The sequence below is a fragment of the Alitibacter langaaensis DSM 22999 genome, from assembly GCF_003096995.1.
In the GTDB taxonomy this organism is placed as follows: Bacteria; Pseudomonadota; Gammaproteobacteria; order Enterobacterales; family Pasteurellaceae; genus Exercitatus; species Exercitatus langaaensis.
On the sequence record NZ_QENU01000003.1, the window covers coordinates 98,779 to 118,409 of the forward strand.

The 19,631-nt window shown below is 40.6% G+C and carries 27 protein-coding genes; 3 read left to right on the top strand and 24 right to left on the bottom strand.

What is annotated here, in order from left to right:
* Positions 1 to 7 precede the first annotated feature (7 nt).
* Together C8D76_RS03345 and C8D76_RS03350 are read right to left on the bottom strand one after the other, a co-directional pair.
* Entirely contained in the window at positions 8 to 631 is a 624-nt protein-coding gene (locus C8D76_RS03345; protein WP_116631392.1) for a tail assembly protein, read from the bottom strand.
* Positions 574 to 1,317 (bottom strand): C40 family peptidase, encoded by a 744-nt coding sequence (locus tag C8D76_RS03350; RefSeq protein ID WP_116631393.1) that lies wholly within the window; start codon positions 1,315 to 1,317, stop codon positions 574 to 576. Before C8D76_RS03350 ends, C8D76_RS03345 begins: the two co-directional genes overlap by 58 nt.
* 61 nt (positions 1,318 to 1,378) lie before the next feature.
* Between C8D76_RS03350 and C8D76_RS03355 the strand changes: the two genes are divergently transcribed.
* Together C8D76_RS03355 and C8D76_RS03360 are read left to right on the top strand one after the other, a co-directional pair.
* Positions 1,379 to 1,657: a type II toxin-antitoxin system RelE/ParE family toxin gene (locus C8D76_RS03355; protein WP_116631394.1), complete on the top strand. Its 279-nt coding sequence runs from the start codon at positions 1,379 to 1,381 to the stop codon at positions 1,655 to 1,657.
* Positions 1,658 to 1,668: 11 nt separating this feature from the next.
* Entirely contained in the window at positions 1,669 to 1,974 is a 306-nt protein-coding gene (locus C8D76_RS03360) for a HigA family addiction module antitoxin (protein WP_116631395.1), read from the top strand.
* Here C8D76_RS03360 and C8D76_RS03365 read toward each other — a convergent pair.
* Genes C8D76_RS03365 through C8D76_RS09895 form a run of 7 tightly spaced genes read right to left on the bottom strand, consistent with a single transcriptional unit; the run spans position 1,971 to position 8,329 of the window.
* Complete coding sequence (locus C8D76_RS03365) at positions 1,971 to 2,684, bottom strand: phage minor tail protein L (RefSeq protein WP_116631396.1); 714 nt, start codon at positions 2,682 to 2,684, stop codon at positions 1,971 to 1,973. The genes C8D76_RS03360 and C8D76_RS03365 overlap by 4 nt on opposite strands.
* On the bottom strand, positions 2,684 to 3,010 hold the full coding sequence (locus tag C8D76_RS03370) for a phage tail protein (RefSeq protein WP_116631397.1): 327 nt from the start codon (positions 3,008 to 3,010) through the stop codon (positions 2,684 to 2,686). Before C8D76_RS03370 ends, C8D76_RS03365 begins: the two co-directional genes overlap by 1 nt.
* Entirely contained in the window at positions 3,010 to 6,405 is a 3,396-nt protein-coding gene (locus tag C8D76_RS03375; RefSeq protein WP_116631398.1) for a tape measure protein, read from the bottom strand. Before C8D76_RS03375 ends, C8D76_RS03370 begins: the two co-directional genes overlap by 1 nt.
* A gap of 55 nt (positions 6,406 to 6,460) precedes the next feature.
* The gene (locus C8D76_RS03380) at positions 6,461 to 6,745 is read right to left on the bottom strand and encodes a hypothetical protein (protein WP_116631399.1); all 285 of its coding nucleotides are present in this window, start codon (positions 6,743 to 6,745) and stop codon (positions 6,461 to 6,463) included.
* 53 nt (positions 6,746 to 6,798) lie between these two features.
* Positions 6,799 to 7,152, bottom strand: coding sequence for a DUF2513 domain-containing protein (locus C8D76_RS03385; RefSeq protein WP_116631400.1), 354 nt, complete (start codon positions 7,150 to 7,152; stop codon positions 6,799 to 6,801).
* Positions 7,153 to 7,206: 54 nt separating this feature from the next.
* The gene (locus tag C8D76_RS10125) at positions 7,207 to 8,190 is read right to left on the bottom strand and encodes a BRO-N domain-containing protein (protein ID WP_423802741.1); all 984 of its coding nucleotides are present in this window, start codon (positions 8,188 to 8,190) and stop codon (positions 7,207 to 7,209) included.
* The gene (locus tag C8D76_RS09895; RefSeq protein WP_165814338.1) at positions 8,168 to 8,329 is read right to left on the bottom strand and encodes a hypothetical protein; all 162 of its coding nucleotides are present in this window, start codon (positions 8,327 to 8,329) and stop codon (positions 8,168 to 8,170) included. The genes C8D76_RS10125 and C8D76_RS09895 overlap by 23 nt, the downstream gene beginning before the upstream one ends.
* Positions 8,330 to 8,430: 101 nt before the next feature.
* On the opposite strand from C8D76_RS09895, the gene C8D76_RS03395 reads away from it, so the two are divergent.
* Positions 8,431 to 9,030 carry an XRE family transcriptional regulator gene (locus C8D76_RS03395; RefSeq protein ID WP_116631402.1) on the top strand — a complete coding sequence of 200 codons (600 nt, stop codon included), beginning with the start codon at positions 8,431 to 8,433 and terminating at the stop codon, positions 9,028 to 9,030.
* A gap of 60 nt (positions 9,031 to 9,090) precedes the next feature.
* On the opposite strand, the gene C8D76_RS03400 is transcribed toward C8D76_RS03395, so the two are convergent.
* From C8D76_RS03400 to C8D76_RS03465, 15 genes are all read right to left on the bottom strand, one after another.
* Positions 9,091 to 9,399, bottom strand: coding sequence for a hypothetical protein (locus tag C8D76_RS03400; protein ID WP_116631403.1), 309 nt, complete (start codon positions 9,397 to 9,399; stop codon positions 9,091 to 9,093).
* A 169-nt stretch (positions 9,400 to 9,568) separates the two neighbouring features.
* Positions 9,569 to 9,757: a hypothetical protein gene (locus tag C8D76_RS03405; protein WP_065231666.1), complete on the bottom strand. Its 189-nt coding sequence runs from the start codon at positions 9,755 to 9,757 to the stop codon at positions 9,569 to 9,571.
* Between the two features lie 194 nt (positions 9,758 to 9,951).
* Positions 9,952 to 10,188, bottom strand: a complete 237-nt coding sequence (locus C8D76_RS03410) for a phage tail assembly protein T (protein ID WP_116631404.1) — start codon at positions 10,186 to 10,188, stop codon at positions 9,952 to 9,954.
* Between the two features lie 44 nt (positions 10,189 to 10,232).
* The gene (locus tag C8D76_RS03415; RefSeq protein WP_116631405.1) at positions 10,233 to 10,646 is read right to left on the bottom strand and encodes a hypothetical protein; all 414 of its coding nucleotides are present in this window, start codon (positions 10,644 to 10,646) and stop codon (positions 10,233 to 10,235) included.
* Between the two features lie 61 nt (positions 10,647 to 10,707).
* Positions 10,708 to 11,361 carry a phage tail protein gene (locus tag C8D76_RS03420; RefSeq protein ID WP_116631406.1) on the bottom strand — a complete coding sequence of 218 codons (654 nt, stop codon included), beginning with the start codon at positions 11,359 to 11,361 and terminating at the stop codon, positions 10,708 to 10,710.
* Positions 11,361 to 11,771 (bottom strand): phage tail terminator protein, encoded by a 411-nt coding sequence (gene gpU / locus C8D76_RS03425; RefSeq protein ID WP_116631407.1) that lies wholly within the window; start codon positions 11,769 to 11,771, stop codon positions 11,361 to 11,363. The genes C8D76_RS03420 and gpU overlap by 1 nt, the downstream gene beginning before the upstream one ends.
* A 9-nt stretch (positions 11,772 to 11,780) precedes the next feature.
* Positions 11,781 to 12,308 carry a phage tail protein gene (locus C8D76_RS03430; RefSeq protein WP_116631408.1) on the bottom strand — a complete coding sequence of 176 codons (528 nt, stop codon included), beginning with the start codon at positions 12,306 to 12,308 and terminating at the stop codon, positions 11,781 to 11,783.
* 3 nt (positions 12,309 to 12,311) lie between these two features.
* Positions 12,312 to 12,617, bottom strand: coding sequence for a phage tail protein (locus tag C8D76_RS03435; RefSeq protein ID WP_116631409.1), 306 nt, complete (start codon positions 12,615 to 12,617; stop codon positions 12,312 to 12,314).
* Positions 12,610 to 12,933, bottom strand: coding sequence for a DUF2190 family protein (locus C8D76_RS03440; protein WP_116631410.1), 324 nt, complete (start codon positions 12,931 to 12,933; stop codon positions 12,610 to 12,612). Before C8D76_RS03440 ends, C8D76_RS03435 begins: the two co-directional genes overlap by 8 nt.
* Before the next feature lie 12 nt (positions 12,934 to 12,945).
* On the bottom strand, positions 12,946 to 13,071 hold the full coding sequence (locus C8D76_RS10065) for a hypothetical protein (RefSeq protein ID WP_021460853.1): 126 nt from the start codon (positions 13,069 to 13,071) through the stop codon (positions 12,946 to 12,948).
* A gap of 131 nt (positions 13,072 to 13,202) precedes the next feature.
* Positions 13,203 to 15,239 carry a ClpP-like prohead protease/major capsid protein fusion protein gene (locus tag C8D76_RS03445; RefSeq protein ID WP_116631411.1) on the bottom strand — a complete coding sequence of 679 codons (2,037 nt, stop codon included), beginning with the start codon at positions 15,237 to 15,239 and terminating at the stop codon, positions 13,203 to 13,205.
* Positions 15,169 to 16,695 (bottom strand): phage portal protein, encoded by a 1,527-nt coding sequence (locus tag C8D76_RS03450; protein WP_116631412.1) that lies wholly within the window; start codon positions 16,693 to 16,695, stop codon positions 15,169 to 15,171. The genes C8D76_RS03445 and C8D76_RS03450 overlap by 71 nt, the downstream gene beginning before the upstream one ends.
* Positions 16,695 to 16,919 (bottom strand): hypothetical protein, encoded by a 225-nt coding sequence (locus tag C8D76_RS03455; protein WP_116631413.1) that lies wholly within the window; start codon positions 16,917 to 16,919, stop codon positions 16,695 to 16,697. The genes C8D76_RS03450 and C8D76_RS03455 overlap by 1 nt, the downstream gene beginning before the upstream one ends.
* A 45-nt stretch (positions 16,920 to 16,964) precedes the next feature.
* Positions 16,965 to 19,091 (bottom strand): phage terminase large subunit family protein, encoded by a 2,127-nt coding sequence (locus C8D76_RS03460; RefSeq protein ID WP_116631414.1) that lies wholly within the window; start codon positions 19,089 to 19,091, stop codon positions 16,965 to 16,967.
* On the bottom strand, positions 19,091 to 19,576 hold the full coding sequence (locus C8D76_RS03465) for a DUF1441 family protein (RefSeq protein WP_116631415.1): 486 nt from the start codon (positions 19,574 to 19,576) through the stop codon (positions 19,091 to 19,093). The genes C8D76_RS03460 and C8D76_RS03465 overlap by 1 nt, the downstream gene beginning before the upstream one ends.
* Positions 19,577 to 19,631: the final 55 nt, after the last annotated feature.

Genomic DNA, 19,631 nt, shown 5'->3' on the forward strand with positions numbered 1-19,631 from the left:
ATGTGAATTATGCAAATCTGCCCTTGCCAAATCCGACTTTACGAGATGTATTTTTCCATACATCAACATCAATAGTTCTGACCCCTTGTGATATCACCATTGACCCCGTGCGGATGCGTCCATAAGCCAACGGCACCATTCGACCTTGAGCCGTCATATTGGCACGGTTGGAAAAGGCAGTGGATTGCTTCTTTTCTGCGTCATTTGGATTTTGCATTGTTGGTTGTTTTGTAAGCATTTGAATAACACCACCAGCCATCATTGCTATACCAACACCAATAACATTTGGAGCAAATCCAGCCGCAGGTGTATATAACATTACTACACCAATGACGGTAATAACTGCTCCAAGAATAGTTTGAAATACCCCAGCTTTTTTTGCCCCCTTTAATACTGGTGTAAAATGAACTACCATTCCCTTTTTAAGCCTATAGAAAAAACCTTTTTCAAGGTACCGATTATCAATATATTGCTTACCTATTCGCACAGTAAACAAACCTTTCTGAATGAATTCCCTTAGTCCGGGAATTTGCATAATTAGAGCTCGAATGCACTCCGCTGGCGTATCTGCCTCTAGCTCAAATGCAGTGCCAAACTGTTTAAGGGCACCGTAAAATCTAACTTTGACCATTGCTTAAATCTCCAAATACTATGTGTATGTTTAAACCAATATCCATCATATAAATCACGTTTTGATAAGCGGCGTGGGCTGTGATGAAGCACCATTTGATCGCCGATATAAATTGCCGCGTGATTCGGCACATCTGCACCCACTTGCATTAAAATCACATCACCAATTTGCACTGCACTTTCATCAATCAACCGTTCAAAGCCGTGCGTCGCCATATTATCGAGATACAAATTAAATCCATCCTCCCACCAATAATCATCTCGCTCAAAATCGGGAAAATCTGCCCCAGCGAGATAATAAAAATCCCGAAATAAGGTGTAGCAATCCATTACACCGTGATTAAACTCACGCCCTAACAACGGTGGGATTTTGGGGAAAATATGGATTTCATCGTTGCACACCAGCCAAAAATCCAAGTCTGCTACCAGTTGGGTTTGGCGGTCTAAAAGTGATAACACGGGTTCGCCATTTGGATGTGAATGCACAAGTGCGGTAATTTTTCCCTGAGAATTTGCTTGCAAAAAATCTTCAGGTGAAATCTCGAAGTGGTTTTCTTTGTCTTCCGCTTGATTTTTGCAAGGTATAAAAACCATTTCATCGCCCTTTAAAACAACAAAACCGCAACATTCGTGCGGTTCTTGGTGTTTAGCATGAGAGACTATTTTCTCTTTTAATTTTTGTAACATAACTCTTTACACTCGTAGTAAATTAATGTATCGTACCTCTATACACAAGGCAGATATTACTATGATTCTTTCATTTAAACATAAAGGCTTACAGGCATTTTTTGAAACAGGCTCAACGGCAGGTATCCAACCCAAACATGCTCAAAAGCTCCATTTACTGCTTACTACGCTTAATGTGGTAAGTGATGTTTCTGAGATGGATATGCCTGGCTGGAACTTGCACCCACTAAAGGGGGATTTAACTGGATATTGGTCTGTTAAAGTAAATGCCAATTGGCGCTTAACCTTTAAATTTGAAAATGGTGATGCTGAAATTGTCAATTATCAAGATTACCACTAAGGAGTAACCAAATGAGGATGTTCAACCCGGCACACCCTGGCGAAGTATTAAGAGATATTATTTCTGAATTTAAAATTAACGAAGTTGCCAATAAACTTGGCGTAACACGCGTTACACTTTCCCGAATTTTAAATGCAAAAACTAGCGTCACACCTGAAATGGCAATGCGCCTTAGTAAACTTTTACCTAATACTTCACCGAATTTATGGCTGAATATGCAAGCCCAATATGACTTATGGCACTTGGAGCAAGGTAAACAATTTGATGTTCAACCACTATATGCCACTAATGCTCAACAGACGGCCAACAACCATTAACCCAGCTTATCCACCGACACAAACCCACCGTAGTTGCGTAGATTGCTACGCAACCTACATCCACTTGGCAGACCACTACATTTATCTTCATTTTTATCACGAGTGGGTTGATCTTTCTCGTCCGCCACGGGACCACCTGTATAACCACATTCTGCAGAGCGATATAACCAACCACATTGCACAGTAATAGTGCGGGCTGAAATTAAAGCGTTATCTGTTTCAGTCGGTAATGCTAAAGTAAATACCGCAACATCTCGCTTAAGTGTAGATAATTGCTCTATCACAAAATAGCTCAACACTTCTTGGCTTGGATCTGCTTGTTTGTTACCCTCAGCAAAATTTACTGCATCTAAATACTGCATATACACTTGGCGACGTCGAACAATCCCCCCTAGGCATTGTTCAAAGCGTTGCACAAGCCCTGTGATAAAACCGTTAACATTAGCAAGAGTAAGCTCTGGACGATTACTTGGACCTTGTCCAGATAAGGCAAAACCACTGGCTTTCACACCAAAGGCTTCATAGGTATGTCCTTGCCACACAATAGGTTGCATCATTTCATTAGTGCCAGCATAAAATCGAAACAGCTCACCATTCATTCCATCTTTATCTTTTAAATCACGCAAGTCAACTTCATATAAATCAATCATTGCGTTTTGCTCAAGCTTACTCAGCTCAAGTTTCATTTGGGTGGGGATTTGTTGAGGCATTATGGCACTTCCTTAAATTCACAACTAAATTCCGTGTAGGTTTTTCCCATTTTAGCGGACCACTTACTACACACGACTTTTTTCAATGAATTGGTAAATGGGTCTTGGAAATAAAAAGGCTCGACACCTTTATGCCGAGCCAAAAATTCATCCACTTCCAACCGTACCTTATTTTTCACTTTAACCACCACAGGATAAACGCGCAGTAAATTATTTATTGTTCTAGGCTGCCTCTGTGTGTAACCATCACCAAACTCAATCTCATTCACTTTTGGCGAGTTTTCCACCGCAAACCCAGGGCGTATGCACCATTTAAAGGTTTCCATTAGCTAAATGCGCCTCCCGCGCGGAAATTGGTTTGAATCACTTGGTTTGCCTCATTGCGTGCAATGGTTTTCATCAGTTCAAGGGTGATTTCAAGTTGATCGCCTTTTTGTTTTGTGCTGACTTCTGCTTGCACAGGTTCACCTTGATTAATCACTTTGACGGTGATGTCCTGAGAACTATTATTTACTCTTGGTTCCATAGATGGCAATCTTGGTACCGCAACGCCACCACCATTTGCAAAACCACGCTTACCATAATTAAGATAGTTAAGGTAACCTAAACCTAATCGTGCTGTGGCTTCTTTAGTGATAACATATTCCCCTCGGTGAACAATCCCTGCAGGTGTGTATTTACCGCCATCGCCTGTATAGCCCCCTGTAGCAAAGCCAACGCTTGAAATTTGCGAAACCACATTCATTCCAGCAGCAGCGACCGCTGCCATATTGGCAAACTTTTGTGCTGGTGTGAGTGCAGTAGGGTCTGCCATAGCTTGACTGATCGCCTGCGATAATTTAACCATTGATTCAGCAATAGCAAACGCTTTAGAAACAGCAAACATTGCTTTATACGCTGCGGATTGTCGCCCGCCTGATTGCTCAATCATTGAGGCAAGATTACCAAACGCACCACCAAGATCATTAAGTCCCGTAGCATAATTATTCATCTCACGCTGAAATTCATCATTTTTATAACGATCAATAATTTGTTTCTTGCGCTGCTGAAACTCCTCTTCCGTCATTAACTTTTGTTCGTAAAATGCTTGAAGTAAAGCCAGTTCCTGTGTTTGCTGATTTTGTATGGCTTGATTTGGATCGTAAATGGCGCGCAGTTGATCTAATGGCGTAACGGCATTTTGTGCTACATTTTGTGCATACTCAAATTGCAGTTTCATTGCTGCTTGTTTTGCTTCATCAACTGTAAGCTGGTTAGCGGCTTGCAATTCTTTAACTGCTGCAAGCTCTTTATCCAGATTATTGGCAGCTAATTTATTTGGTGCATATTTACCCGCAAGCTCCAACCGCTGTTGATTAAAACGTTGCGTAATAGCAAGTTTTGCTGCTTCATATTCTTGATGTTGTACAACGCCTTTTTTCATATGCTCTTCAAGTCGCTGAAACATTCGTATTTCTTCGAGATCGATTTCATTCAGCGTCGACCCACTTTTTTGACGTAAATCATCATAAAAAGAAAGCCAATTTTCACGAGCATTTTCACCTCTACCTTTTTTGTGATTATTTCTGTCCTCTTGCTCCTTGATTGTCTTTTCTTTTACTTTGATTTCTTGATCTTTGGTAAACATACCATCAAGTTTTTTGCCCATTTCAAGCATTGTATTTAATTGCTCGGCTGAAAGCTTAATTGCTTTTGCTGCACTTTCAGCAGCTGCTACATCCCCCCTTGCAATTGCATTTAACACTTCAGAATATTTAGCCCCTTTTTCGCCAAGCACATCATAAAGCCCTGCTAAAACAAATGAAGCTTTAGCGTGTCCTTGATTTTTCAGTTTAAGCACTTCTAATTTAACTCTTAAATCATCGGACTTTTTCGTTAATTCTGCCTGTGCTTTTTTAAGATCTAATACTGCTTCAGTTGCATTCTGCGTTTGATCTGCCATCTTTTTTAGCTTATCAGGAAGTTCCGCTAAAACTTCATCAATTAGCTTGCTATCTACCCCAATTAACTTTAATTTTCGAGCAAAATCTTCCGCAGTTTTCCCATTTTGCGTAAATACAATGCCAAGCTGGGTAACTTGTTTTTTCAACACAGAAAAATCAATATTCTGGTTTTCTTTAATTTGTTGTAACTCATCATTCAGTAATTCAATCTCTTTTTTGCTTTTTTCTGATAACTCTAAGCCAAATTGCCAATGTGTGGTTTGAATTTCCGAAATTTTCGCCTTTGTACTAGCAATCTGTTTTTCATAATTCTCAAGTGTTTCCATTTGTTTAGAGATTGTCAATGAAAGGGCACTTTCGCTTAATCCGTCATAGCTTTCTTTTAAGCGATCATTTGCACCTGCCGTATCAAGGGCTTTTTGCTGTGCTTCTTTTGCCTGCATTGAGAAATAAAATAACGCACTTCCAGCCAGCATTGCGGCACCTGTTGGTCCACCAATTAGACCTAATGCCCCTTTTAATATTCCACTGGCTTTCGATACTAAACTATTTGCAACGGATAACTCACGCTTGGCTTGAGCCTCTTCCCTTGCTAGTGCAATGATTTGTTGCGATTGCACTTTCATTTGCTCACGCAATGCAAATTGCGTACGTTCACTTTGTGCTAATTTAGCCTGCTCAATTAAAGAGGCTTGAATTGTCTGCATTTCCAAGCGTTTAGCTTTAACGCTCTCATAGGTTGCTTTTACTGATTTATAATGCTCAAAAGTGTTTTTAGCCGTGCTATATGCACTGGATAACATTCCATTGGCATATCGCCCAATATAAGCAACCCCACCCGCAGCAACTAATGCTCCCGTTATTTTTATCAGCGTATCAAGATTATTTGCTGCAAATTCAATACTTTTAGCAAAGCTAGATGTTATTCCGCCCGCTTTATCCAATTCCCCTATAGTTTTAATGATATTGGTTTCTAAATTAGTAAAGGCTTGTGATACTGTCAGCACACGTTTAGCAAAATCGCTATCAACAGAATCTTTCGCTTTTTGTAATGCGTCAATCACTTTTGGAATAGTTAATTCGCCCGATTTCCCCATTGCTTTTAATTCTGCGGTGGTAATACCCAACCCTTTTGCGATTGCGTCAGCAAGTCCGGGAGTTTGTTCCATCACAGAATTAAGCTCTTGCCCTCTTAATTCTCCTGCAGCCATTGCTTGTCCGAACTGCATTAATGCTGCTTCAGCAGATGCCGCACTTGCACCAGACATCGCTACCGCTTTAGAAACGGTTTCTGTGAGTGATGCAACATCCGCTTGTGATAAACCGAGCTGTTTCGCATTTTTGGCAAAGCGTTGGTAAACTTCAGAGGTAGCATTCAGACTTTGATTAGTTTTTAAGGCAATATCAAACACCGACTCGGTTGCCGCCACAAGCTGAACACTTCCTTCGGTAACCAAACGCATACGGTTTTGTAGTTCTGTATAGCTGTCAGCCGTTTTAACAAATTGGTTAGCAAATCCAGCAATCCTTGAAAAATTATCAAAGCGGAAACTCCATTTGGTTGTGTTATTGATATTTTTCGCTGCTTTTTCAATATTATTAAGATATTTTGTTGTTCTTTCAGAAAACTGCTTCGCTTTTTGTTGTGCTTTATCAAGATTGATCTGAAATTGTTTTGCATAGTGTTGCGTTCTTTGATTAGAGCGTTCAAGATCTTTCTGAAATTTAACCGTTTCAAGACTAAGATGAATGTTAAGATTACCTAGTGCACCTGACATAATTTTCTCCCATAAAAAAAGCACACCGAAGTGTGCTTTTCTTTTATAAATGTTTCTATTTAATAATAACGTACCTAACTTTATCTTGTTCTGCTTGCTCAGCCTTTTTAACTTCCTGCTCTTTTTCCCATTTCTTATTTGAGAAAAATAGTGCTATGCCTATAAGGAATACAAGTATCACAAAACCAATAAATAAAATAGCAAGATATTTCCAAGCTATGCCAGTAGAAAATCCCAGCACAACGGATATAAAAATAAGGGGGAAAATAAAAAAAATTACCACGACACTTTTTATCTCTCTAAGTAAAAAGTTAAGCATTCCAAATTCTTTTTTGAACATATCCCCTCCTAAACATTATTATCCAATCTACCAAATCCCTACACGCCGTCAAGCTATTTCAGCAAAGAGATCAATAAACTTTGCCCAGCTAATTTGATCGCTTCAAATGACAGATCTATACCTTTAGTTTTAATGACTTGTTTAACCTTATTCCAAGCGGTATCACTACGAATTTTGTCAAGAAATTCATGACCTTGCCATGTTAAATCTATTGCTACAAAATCCTCATCTCCCATTGTGGAATTGTCCTCAATGCAAATAAGATCCGCTTGAGCAAGAATTTTATAATGATACGCTACAATATCAGGCGACACACCCTTAATACTCTCGCTATCCAACGGTGTATCATCTACTTTTTGCTCTAATTTAATAAGGATTTTTCGGATAAGCTCCCAATCTCTTTTCATTTTATCTCCCTACAACCGCACTTAAAATAAAGTGCGGTATGTTTCGCTTGTTTTTTAGAAGTTAGCCAATCGCTTAGGTTGCGGTTGTTGCTCAAGTAGGCTTAACATTCCCTTAATGAACATAATGCGTTCGCTTTTAGCGTGAACGTATTTTTTCGCTTTTTCTAACGCTTGTTCAGTTGGTATGTTGAGATTATGGAAATAATGCCCACCAAGTTTTTTATCAATGTCTTGCCGTAAATAAGGGTAGCCTTTACGAATTTTTTGCCCCATTTCATATGCTTCACGAAGTGAATGATAAAGGTTGGCGATAATGTAGAGTGCTTCTTCATCTTGACTAAATTCATCTATAATCAATTCCCCCTCAAGCGGCAGTCTAGCCAACAAACTAATCGCATCTACAAACTGACTATCATCAATTTCTTTATAACTTTTACCGAAGTGAGATTTTAAAGCTGACCATTGCATTATTGCACATTTGGCTTGTTTATCCTTTGGTAATTGCAAAGTACGATTTTTCACAAAGTCTTTGATGAATTGTTGATGTTCTTTTGTTAGCAATATTGGTGTGTCAAGTTTTTCATATTTCCCCGTTTTTCTGATCTGTGGTAATACCTCAGAGGTAACCCACTTTCTAAAACGATATGGAGTAGAATCTTTTTTTACTGCATCACGACAACGTAGGATTAAAGTATACATTCCACTTTCAGATACGATATTCATTTCTTGCTGTCCACCAAGGGTGTTACTTAAAGTTACACCCTTTTCATCATCATCCAATACTAAAAGAGCTTTACGATTATTTTCAATACCAATCGCATCACAAATATCTTTGGCTACAAACCAAGGCTCGCCATTAATAGAGACAACGCGAATTGATGCTTCGCCAAAGTTGAAATTAGAAACATTTTGAATTTCTTTTGATAAAGTAGTATTATTGTTCATAGAGATATCCTTTTGGTTTGGGATTATTTCTTCACAAGCCTCAACAGTTGCCGCTATTGAGGCTTTTCTATTATTGAGCATTTGCTTTGTCATTTCGCATACTCTCTTCCAAACAACGCTGTAATTCACGAGTTACAGAGCGATAATTTTTCTTAGCTGAGCTTTGTAACCATTCAACAAGATAAGCTGGCAAGTTAGCTGTAATATTTTTTTTTTCTGTTTTTTCTTTCATAGTTTCACCAATAGATTTATGTTAATATGACATAAGAACAATCGCATTAAGCGATTAGTTAGTATTTTAATCATAAAAAAGTTTATTTCAAGTGATTTTATATGAAAACAGATAAAAATTTACCGTTTAGACTGCTTTTTAAACAAAAAAGAAGTGAGCTTGGCTTATCGCAGAAAGATATAGCCGAAAAAACTAACACCAGCCCAACCCTCATCTCTAAGTATGAGAAAGGCTTATCTAAACCACGTATAGAAACAGCTAAGCGAATAGCAGAGGTTCTAAGCATTGATTTAGATACCCTCATCAGATCCTTAGATCAGGACGAAGTCTATTTAATAAAGATTCCTTTCTATCTAGATGAAATGGAAGATGATAGTTATTTTCATATCGCAAACGATATGCTACCTAGCTACATAGATACAGATAATCTACTAGCTTACCGGCAAAAAGGTGATGCCATGAGCCCTCTATACAAAGATGGGGATACTCTACTAATTGATAAACTAGATAAAGAAGCAAGTATAAATTCAGCTTTTTTAGTGGAAATTGATGATTACAACGGAATTAAACTAGTCAGCAAAAATGATTTTGCTAAAGAATACATTATTCATTCGGTAAATACCAACTATCAACCAATATATGTGAAGACAAATGAAGTAAACATTATTGGTCGTGTAATTTGGTGTGGTAGGTTTATGTAATTCCATAGACCAAAACCCTGCTGAGATCAACAGGGTTTATATAATTCATATCGCTTATTTTTAACGTTTATCTATAGCATTCACTATAAAGCACGTACTACCTATGATAGCCAAAACAGCACCTATTACACAATAGGTTGTTGAATATGTTCCATTTATTATATAGTTATAAGCGTCCCCACCTACATAAGCATTAACATTGAGACTTGAAAAATTTTCTCCATAATTTTTATATTTAAAAATTTTGGTAAGCCCATAACCTATACAACTAAGTGCACCTACATAAAATACCCAACCAAAAAAAATTAATATTGAGTCGCCTTCTTTTGATGATGTTTCTGTAATTTCTGCTGTTTCTGTATTTTTCATAATTAACTCCTAAGCTAAAAAATAGGCGTTAATTATACCAAAATCAGGCGAGCTTTAAAGTGATCTGGATCACATCACAATGTACTAGCACTTAAGATTTAGCAAGCAATAAACTCCTGAAACATTTCTTCCTGATTAGCTACTTGTGGAAAATTTTGTTTTTCATTTTTCATCGTGCCACCAATACCGGCATTTTATATGTTACTTGAAAAGAGCCATAACCTCGTGAGTTAGCTTTTGGAGGAATAAATTTAACTCGCTCAATATTATTCGATACCTTATTTTTCTTGGTTTCCATTAAATATTGCTCAGGAGATAAGTTGCGTGTTTTTGTAGGTGTTAATACGGTATTTTTCATACATAGTTCCCCTTTTTATAAACAGAAAAAGCCTACTCAAATTACTTTGGTAAGCTTTTTGTCTGTTTAGTTGATGTCAAAGAACAAATGATTACTGTCACTAATCTACTAAATTTTGCGGTCATTCTAATGACAAGCAGGCGCACTTGTCAAGCAAAGCACTACGCCTGCTACCAATACATACACACGATTTTTTATCTTTGAGCCAAAAACATTTCACTACCATCATCAAAATCTTGGCTATTTTCCACCGCACTTTGATCTGTAAAAAACGGCATAAACTCAGTGAGTTTTGGGCTGTCTTTTTTCGGATCGCTGTTAATCGCAGCTAAAAGATAGGCAATTTGTGCAGTGCGGTAATCTTCACGCCATAGCCCGAACGGCTGTTCTTGGTAGAATTGTTCATATTCTTGCAGGTGGCTTTCGGGCATTGCTTCGATTTCTGATAGCGTTTTACCCAACGCAAGGGATAAGGTTAGTTGGAACTTGCGTCGGGCGGTGAGTTTTTTGAGCTACCTTCATTTTCAGCTTGATTAAAAGCAGTGAGTACACTGTCATCAAGGGTTAAAATGGCTTCTAAATCCTCTACATTGTCAGGGTTAAATAAGTTATTGCCTTTTTCATCACATAATTTAATAGCAAGGTTACGTGCAAGACGATATTTGTCCGCAATCGGTTCAAGCTGCTTGGCAAGTGCATCTTCATCATTTAGATTAAGCTCAATGCCTTGTTTGGTTGCTTGGGCTTTCAGCCAATTTTGATATTCAAACACTTCACGGTTTACATCGCCTACAGTAAAAGAACGGATATAGTAGGTATTGCCATTAAGCTCAAAAGGTTTGAGTGTAGGTTTGATTGCAAGTAAAGTTGCTTTAGTGCCTTTATTCATGGTTGATTTCCTTAAAATTTATGAAAAAAAACACCGCACTTTTTATCGTGCGGTGAGTTCGTTATGCAACAGGCAATAAGTAATCGCGTTTGGATTGTTTAATCGTTACACCCGATTCAAACTTGCCTTTCACTTCTCCGCTAATATTGGTGCTGGTTTGGATAAAGCCCGTGCCATAAAGCGATCCTTGATTGTTTTTAAACACAATCAAATATGGAAAGGTTTCTTTGCCGTAGAACTTCTTACGTAAATCCGCTTGCATTGCTGTAGCGGGAGCCCAGAAGAAAGTCAGTTTTACGTTACCAAACTCAATATCACCCGGTTCAGTTTCAGTTCCCTCGCTGCACATTGTGGTAACATCTTCTTCTGAAAGCGTATCGCCGTCTTTTTCAATGTTTTTGATGGCGCAGAAGTTGCTTGACCAACTAACACGAGCCACTTTGGCATTGGTAAATACTGTCGGTTTGTCTTGATCTGCCCAGTTGACTTCATCAGCTAAGATGATGTCGTTAGTTTGTACATCTTTCACTGGGTAGTAACCATCAAGGGAGCCAAGACCAGTTATGAGGAGCAAGTCTCCTTTTTTGTAGCCACTGTTAGCGACGGTAATTTTGGCGTTCGGAGTAATTTCACAAGCAGTAATACTTTTTTCCGCTTCGGTGCCTTTGCCAATGTAAAATTTTGTTCCCTGAAATGGGGTTGTTTGTGTTGCCATTATTCCTCCTGACTGTAAGTAATTTGATATTGTAGGTTTGCTATGTACCAAGTGCGTTTTTGTGCATCTTGTTCATAGTGATAACCCGTTAAATAGCATTGTTGTAAGATACTTAAATCATCATTCTCAAATGCTTCAGCTAAATGCTGTACAATTTCTTCTGCAAGCTCATCAAGTGGGGCTTCTCCTTGGGTTGAACGTTGATAAATGGCGATGTTTAATATTGCTTCCCACTCTCCCCCACATAATCCTGCTGGCTCACTTTGTGCATCGTCAATAAAGACCGCAAGTGTTGTTGGCTCATTATCCAAATCAATAAATGTTGGTCGTCCTGCCCAAACCTTTATTGTTGGGTCTAATGTTTGTAGAAGCTCTGCTATGTGCTCTCTAATAGCTTTATGAATAAGCATATTTTCTTCCTAAGAAAAAACCGCACTTAAGCGGTCTTTTAGTTCTTTCCGTAATTCTGAGGGATAATCTTTAAGCGCCTGTTGATAAGCTGCGGTCAATGGCTGTTGCAAGGGTATTTTCACCACATCAATGGAATAGCGTGAGCGCCCAGCCCGTTGCATTACATGCAAGCGTCCATTAGCAAGGGTTTGGATAAAACCACGTTGCACCGCATATTTTCCCACCATAATGCCACCTCGACCTTCCCACACCCGATTAGCTTTACTCTCTAACAGGCGAATTAGCGGTAACGGTGAGACATTGACACGAAGCCGCGCATGCAGTTTTGTGGCGGTTGCACGCTGATGTTTGCTTTGCCTTGTTCTGCCTTTTAAGGTTTTAACCGGCACACCGATGTCTTTGGCTACATTTTTGGTGGCTTGATTGCGCGCCTTTGTTGCCAAATGATTGATGGTTTTTGCCGCTTGGTGATTAAGCTGTTTCACCACCTTATTCGCATTGCGCCTGATTAAAGCCAGATCCTGATCTATCGTCATTGTTTACTCCAGTTGCAAAATAATCAGTTGATCCACCAATTCAAAGGCTTTAATCACAAACTGCTTATCCCCTTGCTCCGCACGGTCGCCCACGCGTGGACGATAGCCACTTTCTTTAAACAATGTCAATGTGCGCTTGGTACCATTCACCCGATACTCTTCGTTATACTGCAACATTCCTTCAAAGCGTTGCGGCACTTCATCGTAAGTAGCAGGGTAAACAACGCCCTCAATCAGCCAAGGCGACATCATAATCTCTGTTATCGCCTTGTCTGCTTTTGCCAGTACCTGCTCAAACGGGTTAAGCATTGATTTTCACATCAACTTCTTCAGAAGATGTCCCTGAATTAGTCCAAGCAAGACCAAGGCGTTTATTACTGGCTGCAGTTTTGGTTGCCCCCTCCGTATCAGACCAATACAACACATCACCCTGCTTGATGTCGTCAGCTTGTTTTGCTTTAACACGCCATACTCCACCCACAATCCCTGTCCCCGTGCCTTTATTCGCTACATCAGTGACAGCAATTGCAATCAGATCTTGCAACACCACTACATCACCACTTTTCACATTTTTTGTTGCGACAAAATCAATGGTTTCGCCGTTTTGAATAAAATTTTTCGCCATAATAAGCTCCTGTTATGCTTGTTTAATTGCGTGAATGACATCAGGTAATAACCACATCACGCCCAAAATGAATGCCATAAGTAAGCACGCCCATAAGAAAAAACGTACCGATTTTCTCTCATCTAATAATGTCAGCATTATGTTTACCTCTTTAAAAGATGGCAGTTTGATGTTAAAATTCATTTAATTATTTAATCCTTGCTGATTAAGGCTTAAATAAGAAAAGCCCAACTGTTGACGCAGTTGGGCTTTTCTCCTTTTGCTAATTCTTAAGCATTAGTGACTCGCACAATACCACGGTGATCTAATACATTCACTCCGGCATCAATTCGCACTTTGGTCGTCACACCATCAACAGTGAAACCGGTTTGCTGATCAATAAATGGTTGTTCAACACCATTGAGATAAGATACCTCAATTGCTTCTTTATTGAGTAAATACCAAATCTTCGCATTTTCTGCTTGTAAACGTTGAGATTTTGTTACTGGCACAACATCTTTCAATGGATTAATAATCCCCGAATTAATATCTGTACCTTCCACAGAATTTGAGCCAAGAATTTGTTTTGCTCGAGTATAAAGCGACGTTGGTGCAAGCAATACATCGGGTTCAATAGCAAGCTGTTTACCATCAAAAGATTTTTGCGCATTCATTAATTGAATTGCTTTATCAATATTAGCTAAATCCATCGCGGCCCCGGTTACAGTGTTTTTATGTGCGGCATCATAAAGTTTTTTACCGTCATAACTCATCACCGGATCGCCAAAGAGTTGCGCAAAGACTAAATCGGCAATAGTTGCTCGCGCAGCCTGTCCAAGTTTATAAGGCACTTGCGTCAACATATTCATATCATCATTGATGATAAGTTGGCGCGTGAGGCTGAATAACGCTCCGTAAGTGGCAAGCGATACGTGCATTCCGGTATCACCCAAGGTCACGTAGGTATATTCTGCCCCTTCACGAACTTGTGGCAAGCTGTCAAACCCACCTAAACCTACACGATAAGCCGGGCGGAAATCAGTAAGTGTTCCTTTGTGTGTCCATTGTTCAAAATTTTCAGTGCTTTCAGACCAACCTTTTAATACAGATTTATGCGCAACATCAATCAAAATCTGACCGAAATCAGAGGTTGAATGGGTAAACGCCATTCCCACCATCTGCATCGCATTCATTCCTGCAATACCAATTCCACGATCGACTAAGGAAGCGCGCGCTAATTCACGTAAGGTCATGGAATTATAGGCATTGTCTTTTTCTGCTTTTTCAAAACCCGCTCGAGCGAGTAAAGAGGCTTTTACGCTATCTCCAATTAAATTTCCATTATCTACATGGATATGGCTTTGTGGTACGCTTGGTGTGGTATTTTCGCCGAGTTTCGCCAACAATTTATCTTTGGCTTGCTCCGCGGTGATGGTGATATCCCCTAAGCACTCCACCAGCAAATCATTAAATTGCCCATTGAATGGCGCAAATACCGCCTTAATTGCCGTATTTCGTTGCGCCATTTGAGCTTGTACTTGTGCGGTATTATCTACCGTTTGCACCACAGACTTTTCAGCCGCTTGCGGTTGTTCTGTTTTGGGTGGTTGTGCCACATTTTGAGATTGTGTGTTGCCTTGTGGCTTAAACAACATATTTTTAATTTCATTAGGCATTTTTGTATAGTCCTCTAGTTTTTTGGATTGGATACAAGCCATCGCCACAAGGGAATCGGCTAGTTTGTCTGCAAAACCTTGCTCTACGCACTCTTTCCCCGTGAGCCAAGTTTCTTCACTTAGCATTGCTGCTAATTCTTCTTCAGATTTTCCCGTTTTATTGATGTAGGCCATTAACAGCGTACTCTCTACTTTATCGAGCAAATCCGCATATTTACGCATATCATCGGCATCACCGCCCTGAATGCCCCACGGTTTATGGATCATCATCATGGCATTTTCTGGCATAATGATTTCATTGCCCGCCATTGCGATGACCGAAGCCATAGAAGCAGCAAGACCGTCAATAGTGACGGTCTTGTTGGCAGGGTGATTTTTTAGCAAGTTGTAAATAGCAATGCCATCAAATACATCGCCACCGGGTGAGTGGATATGTAGGTTGATCTGTTTGATATTGTTGCCAAGGGCTTTTAAGTCTTTGGCAAATTGTTGAGCGGTCACACCCCAAAAGCCGATTTCATCATAAATGCTGATCTCGGCAGTGTCCTTTGCAGACGCTTTCATCGTAAACCACGACTGATTATTCGTCTTTATCGCCTGTGAGGTTATCGCCATTGCGACTGGCTCCAAAATTACTTGCTTTCGTGTCATTTTGTAATCCTTGTGTGTTAGTTAAATCAGTATCAAATTTCAAACCCTCGCGAGCATTTTCTTTCACTTCCACAATCCTTTGCCGTTTGACTTCGGCAGGGTTGTTACCGCTTGCTCTAATTGCTTGGCTTTCTGTCGCTAATCCCCCTTTAATCCGTTCTTTCCAAGCATTTGCTTCTTTAATCGGATCAATCCATGGCATAACAGGACCAGAATAGACCGCATTAAAAAGCGAGTTAGGGTCAATATCAGGCGGAACATCAATTGCTTGTGAAGCAACAGCCATCTTCAACCACTCCCGATAAATCGGTCGGCTGATAGCTGCTACAAAAGCATCTTGCAGGACAGCATAGCCTTCAAAACTTTCAACAAGTTCTTGCCGCTGTGCCGAGTAAGTGCCGTTGTAGTCTCGGGCGATACTGGAATAGCTTGAACGTGTGCCTGCGGCGGTAGCTCGTAGCTGACCGTTGCGGAAGGTTTCCAAATTTACATTCGGTCGGTTGGAGTTGATTAAACCAATGTCTTCACCTGGCTTTAAATCATCAATCACCGCCCCAGGGGCAATATCAAACAGGCGTTCGCTATCACTGTTGTTTTCGTCATCATAAAGAGCCGCATCGCCTTTTTTGATATACATCGTCATTGCAGCAGCAATGCGTGCGGCAACACGCTCACTTTCTTCGTATTCTTTGAGATCAGCCAATCTTACAATCACACCATGTAACATACTCACACCACGGATTTGATGTAATCGCTTACGAAAGGCGAGGTGCAACATATTTTCTGCAGGTACAGTTTTGATTTTTCCGTACATGCCTGTACTTTCTTGCGGATTGTCTAAATAGACTTGATAAGCTGTCGGTTTCCGCCAAGCATTAAGATAGACACCTTGCACTAAGCCATTTTTTGCCTCTTCTGTTTGCATTGGCACAAAATCCGGCTCTAAGGCTTCAAGGGAAAAAGCCACTTGTGAGCCGTGTTCCAAACCTGCCACTTTGCCTTTTACCAACTGAACAAAGACTTCACCATCTCTTAACCAAGTCCGCAGTAGCATTCGTTCTAATAAAGGGCGGGTATATAAGCCTGTTACATCAGGTTTCACCGACCATTCCGCCCATAGTTTGCGGATTTTCCCCGCTAATTCTTCGTGGACATCACCCACCAAAGTGAGCGGTTGCGGTTCGATGTGAATGCCTTTTGAACCAATCACCCTTTCTTCCATTTTGTCCAAAATACCAATCACAATATCGTGATTTTGGTCTAAGGCTCGTGCTTGTTCTCTAAGACTGACCGCACTTTGCCGTACATTTGTGTTAGCACCTTGTCCGTCTCGACTAGCTTTATGCGTTCGACTTGGCAATGCGGCTTCATACGCATTCAGCACGTAACGGCTTTGTGACCGTTTCGCTGCCCAGCGTGGAGATATTGCTGCAATCGTTTTTTCCAACATATTCATTAGATAAATCTCGCATATTTAATACGGTGTTTTTTTGCTCGCAGCCCTGTTTCCGCCAATAATTCATCAAGCATTGTTTGATAGCGGTCACGCTGCTTGGTAAGTTCCGTTACCTGGTAAGATACGGATCGCCCATTAAAGCTCACTTGGCTTTGTGCCTGCTCAATCTTTTCATCAAGCGTTCGGATCTTTTGTTTTAGTTCGTCGATTGTGTAAATTGTCATATTTACTCCAATAAAAAACCGCACTCCGAAAAGTGCGGTCAAAATTCAAAGCCATCCGCCTGTTTTACGTCCACCACCACTAAGCCAGCTATTTTTAGGCTTAGTTTGTTTTTGGGGTTTTGGTTTAACTTGTACAGCCTGTTCTTCATCAGGTGCACTTTCAATAGAAAGTGTGGTCAAATTTCGAATGATATTTGTGTTCACATCAGGCAATTGCGCCCAACTTGGCACGTCTTTTTCATCCCCCCATTTGATCCGCTCATACCCGCGCAAAATAGCGATGGCGTGCGCATAGCAGAATAAGTCAAAGGCTTCATTGTTACCTTTGCCAGGTTTTCGCCACTTGCCGTCAGGTCCGCGTTCTTCGTAGGTTAATTCATTAAAAAACCATTCGCCGATCCAGTCGGGAAAGTGGATGTAGTTTGCGCCTATGGTGTTACGCGCTAAGGCGTTATTAATTCGGTCTTTAAGCTGATCTGTTTGTAACAAATACAAGGGCACATCGCCGCGCGCGGACGAATGCCGATCCGATCTCGTTGTGTTATCAGGATAGGTTTTTGTTATCAGCTTTTGCCGTTTAGTGCTATCGCCTTTGACAAGATAAACCCGTTTGCTTAATCCATCACGACGGCATTTTCGCCAAAACTTGTACGCATTATCAGTAACGCCATCTTCACCACCACTATCCACAGCCATTGCCAAGATTGGCATTAAGTGGTTTTCATTTGTCGCAAGTGGATATTGCTTATTCAGCACATCGCTGACTAATATTCCCCAATCTTCGGGCATGCGTGGATCGATACGCTCTACGACACCGTCCTCATCAGGCAAAGTGTGCGAAATGTTGTAGCGGTCTATTAACCAGCGTTCGCCGCTTTCGCCATAGCCGACAATCTGGACGACAAATCGACGGTTTTTACCACCTTGTACGTCCACCGCTGCAATTAAAAAGCGACATTGTGGCGGAATTGTTTTGTTATCCTTGCTCGCTTCTTCACGTCGTTCCATGAGTTCATCGGCACGACGCTGTTCAAGGGCGGAGCGTGGTAGATACGGTAATCCCCAGTCCGTATTTGTGACAGCTTTCAGTGTTTCTTCGCTGCCTGTCATTTCATATTCATGCTCTGCGGTTAACAATTTATATGTTAACTGTGCCCATGTTTGGTAGGCGGCAGCAGGGCCCTCCAGCCAAAAGCTGGCAATCCGAGAATTTCTTGCCTCACCCAAAATCTTGCCATTTTTATCAATTCGTTGACCTTCTTTCAGCCATTTCCCTGAATTATTCAGCTCACGCTTACGCTCAGGGGCTATCAATGCCTGACAATGTGGACATTGTAGTCTTGCGTTTTCGCTCGCCTTGACAAAATCGCTATCATCACGATAACCGACCATATTCGCCATGGATGGCTCAAAGTATTCACCGCATTCAGGACATTGCCAATAAAACCGACGGCGATCACCGCGATTATATAGGCTTAAAATACCTGTTGTCGGCGGTGCTTCGTGGGTGGTTTTGGGATTATGTTTGATGTCTACAATGTCTTTACCTGGTGAGCTTTCGACAAGCGTCATGCCTGCACTCATAAAAGTGGTTGTACGTTTGCTGGCAAGCGAAAAACCATCACCCTCACCGTCTATATCATCGGGCCAGCGGTCATAGTCTGTTAGTGCTACATATTTGTAATCAGACGATGACAGCACGTTAATTGACGGCCAACCGATTTTTAATAAATTGCCGGCGCGAAAATATTTATCGTGTACGTTGTTGTCATTTTTGCGTGGACTTAACCGCTTGGCAATTTCAGGAGAACAACGAAAAGTGCGGTCTAATCTTTTTCGACTATGTTCACTGGCTTTTTCTTGGGTTAATTGCACCAGTAAAAAATCTGATGGATCGCAAATAATAGAATACGTAATCCAGCCGTCAATTAAGCCAATGGTTTTACCTGTTCGCGCAGGACCGACAAAAATCACGGCATCATATTCACGGCTGTTTAAACAGTCCATCGGCTCAAGCATATAGGCAGCTGTATGCTTATCCCATTTTACAGAGTTTCCACCTCCAACAGGGACACGCATATATTCCGCCACGGCTTCAGATACTTTCATTCTGCGTGGTGCTTTGATAGCACTTGCCATATCTTTACGAATATCTCTGGCTGAAGCAAACATTACTCATCATCTCCATTCGCTGTATCTGTTTCAGCCTGCTGAATATGTAGTGCCATCTGATCACGTACATCATCAATCACCTGTTGTACGCGGATTAAATCTTTAGGCTGTAATCCGCAATCACGTTCCAAGATATCAGGTAGCGTTTCTAGTGTTTGTACTACAGCTTTCGCCATTGTCCCCATTTCTAACGCAACTTCGTTAGCTGGTATCAATTCACCTGTATCTTTTTCAAATTTTAATCTTTCGTTTTCGGACTGATACCAAGCTCGACGCTCTACTGGTGATAATCTGTCAACATCCGCCGACATCTTTTCTGTTAATCCTGTTAATATCAAATCACGCAAAGAATAAAGTTTTAATTTGCTATTGCTTCCGATAGCTGGCGTTAATCCTGCGGTACGTTGTGATACGGTTTGGCGGTGCAATCCCGTGAGTTCAGCGATCTGATTTATATTTAGCTTGATGTCATGTAAATTGTCCATAAACTCAAATCCTGAAATAAAAATCAACCACCAAAACAAAGGCATCACCTAAAAG

Coding starts and splice junctions, on each gene's coding strand:
- C8D76_RS03345 (WP_116631392.1), bottom strand. CDS start 631: ATGGTCAAAGTTAGATTTTACGGTGCCCTTAAACAGTTTGGCACTGCA.
- C8D76_RS03350 (WP_116631393.1), bottom strand. CDS start 1,317: ATGTTACAAAAATTAAAAGAGAAAATAGTCTCTCATGCTAAACACCAA.
- C8D76_RS03355 (WP_116631394.1), top strand. CDS start 1,379: ATGATTCTTTCATTTAAACATAAAGGCTTACAGGCATTTTTTGAAACA.
- C8D76_RS03360 (WP_116631395.1), top strand. CDS start 1,669: ATGAGGATGTTCAACCCGGCACACCCTGGCGAAGTATTAAGAGATATT.
- C8D76_RS03365 (WP_116631396.1), bottom strand. CDS start 2,684: ATGCCTCAACAAATCCCCACCCAAATGAAACTTGAGCTGAGTAAGCTT.
- C8D76_RS03370 (WP_116631397.1), bottom strand. CDS start 3,010: ATGGAAACCTTTAAATGGTGCATACGCCCTGGGTTTGCGGTGGAAAAC.
- C8D76_RS03375 (WP_116631398.1), bottom strand. CDS start 6,405: ATGTCAGGTGCACTAGGTAATCTTAACATTCATCTTAGTCTTGAAACG.
- C8D76_RS03380 (WP_116631399.1), bottom strand. CDS start 6,745: ATGTTCAAAAAAGAATTTGGAATGCTTAACTTTTTACTTAGAGAGATA.
- C8D76_RS03385 (WP_116631400.1), bottom strand. CDS start 7,152: ATGAAAAGAGATTGGGAGCTTATCCGAAAAATCCTTATTAAATTAGAG.
- C8D76_RS10125 (WP_423802741.1), bottom strand. CDS start 8,190: ATGACAAAGCAAATGCTCAATAATAGAAAAGCCTCAATAGCGGCAACT.
- C8D76_RS09895 (WP_165814338.1), bottom strand. CDS start 8,329: ATGAAAGAAAAAACAGAAAAAAAAAATATTACAGCTAACTTGCCAGCT.
- C8D76_RS03395 (WP_116631402.1), top strand. CDS start 8,431: ATGAAAACAGATAAAAATTTACCGTTTAGACTGCTTTTTAAACAAAAA.
- C8D76_RS03400 (WP_116631403.1), bottom strand. CDS start 9,399: ATGAAAAATACAGAAACAGCAGAAATTACAGAAACATCATCAAAAGAA.
- C8D76_RS03405 (WP_065231666.1), bottom strand. CDS start 9,757: ATGAAAAATACCGTATTAACACCTACAAAAACACGCAACTTATCTCCT.
- C8D76_RS03410 (WP_116631404.1), bottom strand. CDS start 10,188: ATGCCCGAAAGCCACCTGCAAGAATATGAACAATTCTACCAAGAACAG.
- C8D76_RS03415 (WP_116631405.1), bottom strand. CDS start 10,646: ATGAATAAAGGCACTAAAGCAACTTTACTTGCAATCAAACCTACACTC.
- C8D76_RS03420 (WP_116631406.1), bottom strand. CDS start 11,361: ATGGCAACACAAACAACCCCATTTCAGGGAACAAAATTTTACATTGGC.
- gpU (WP_116631407.1), bottom strand. CDS start 11,771: ATGCTTATTCATAAAGCTATTAGAGAGCACATAGCAGAGCTTCTACAA.
- C8D76_RS03430 (WP_116631408.1), bottom strand. CDS start 12,308: ATGACGATAGATCAGGATCTGGCTTTAATCAGGCGCAATGCGAATAAG.
- C8D76_RS03435 (WP_116631409.1), bottom strand. CDS start 12,617: ATGCTTAACCCGTTTGAGCAGGTACTGGCAAAAGCAGACAAGGCGATA.
- C8D76_RS03440 (WP_116631410.1), bottom strand. CDS start 12,933: ATGGCGAAAAATTTTATTCAAAACGGCGAAACCATTGATTTTGTCGCA.
- C8D76_RS10065 (WP_021460853.1), bottom strand. CDS start 13,071: ATGCTGACATTATTAGATGAGAGAAAATCGGTACGTTTTTTCTTATGG.
- C8D76_RS03445 (WP_116631411.1), bottom strand. CDS start 15,239: ATGACACGAAAGCAAGTAATTTTGGAGCCAGTCGCAATGGCGATAACC.
- C8D76_RS03450 (WP_116631412.1), bottom strand. CDS start 16,695: ATGAATATGTTGGAAAAAACGATTGCAGCAATATCTCCACGCTGGGCA.
- C8D76_RS03455 (WP_116631413.1), bottom strand. CDS start 16,919: ATGACAATTTACACAATCGACGAACTAAAACAAAAGATCCGAACGCTT.
- C8D76_RS03460 (WP_116631414.1), bottom strand. CDS start 19,091: ATGTTTGCTTCAGCCAGAGATATTCGTAAAGATATGGCAAGTGCTATC.
- C8D76_RS03465 (WP_116631415.1), bottom strand. CDS start 19,576: ATGGACAATTTACATGACATCAAGCTAAATATAAATCAGATCGCTGAA.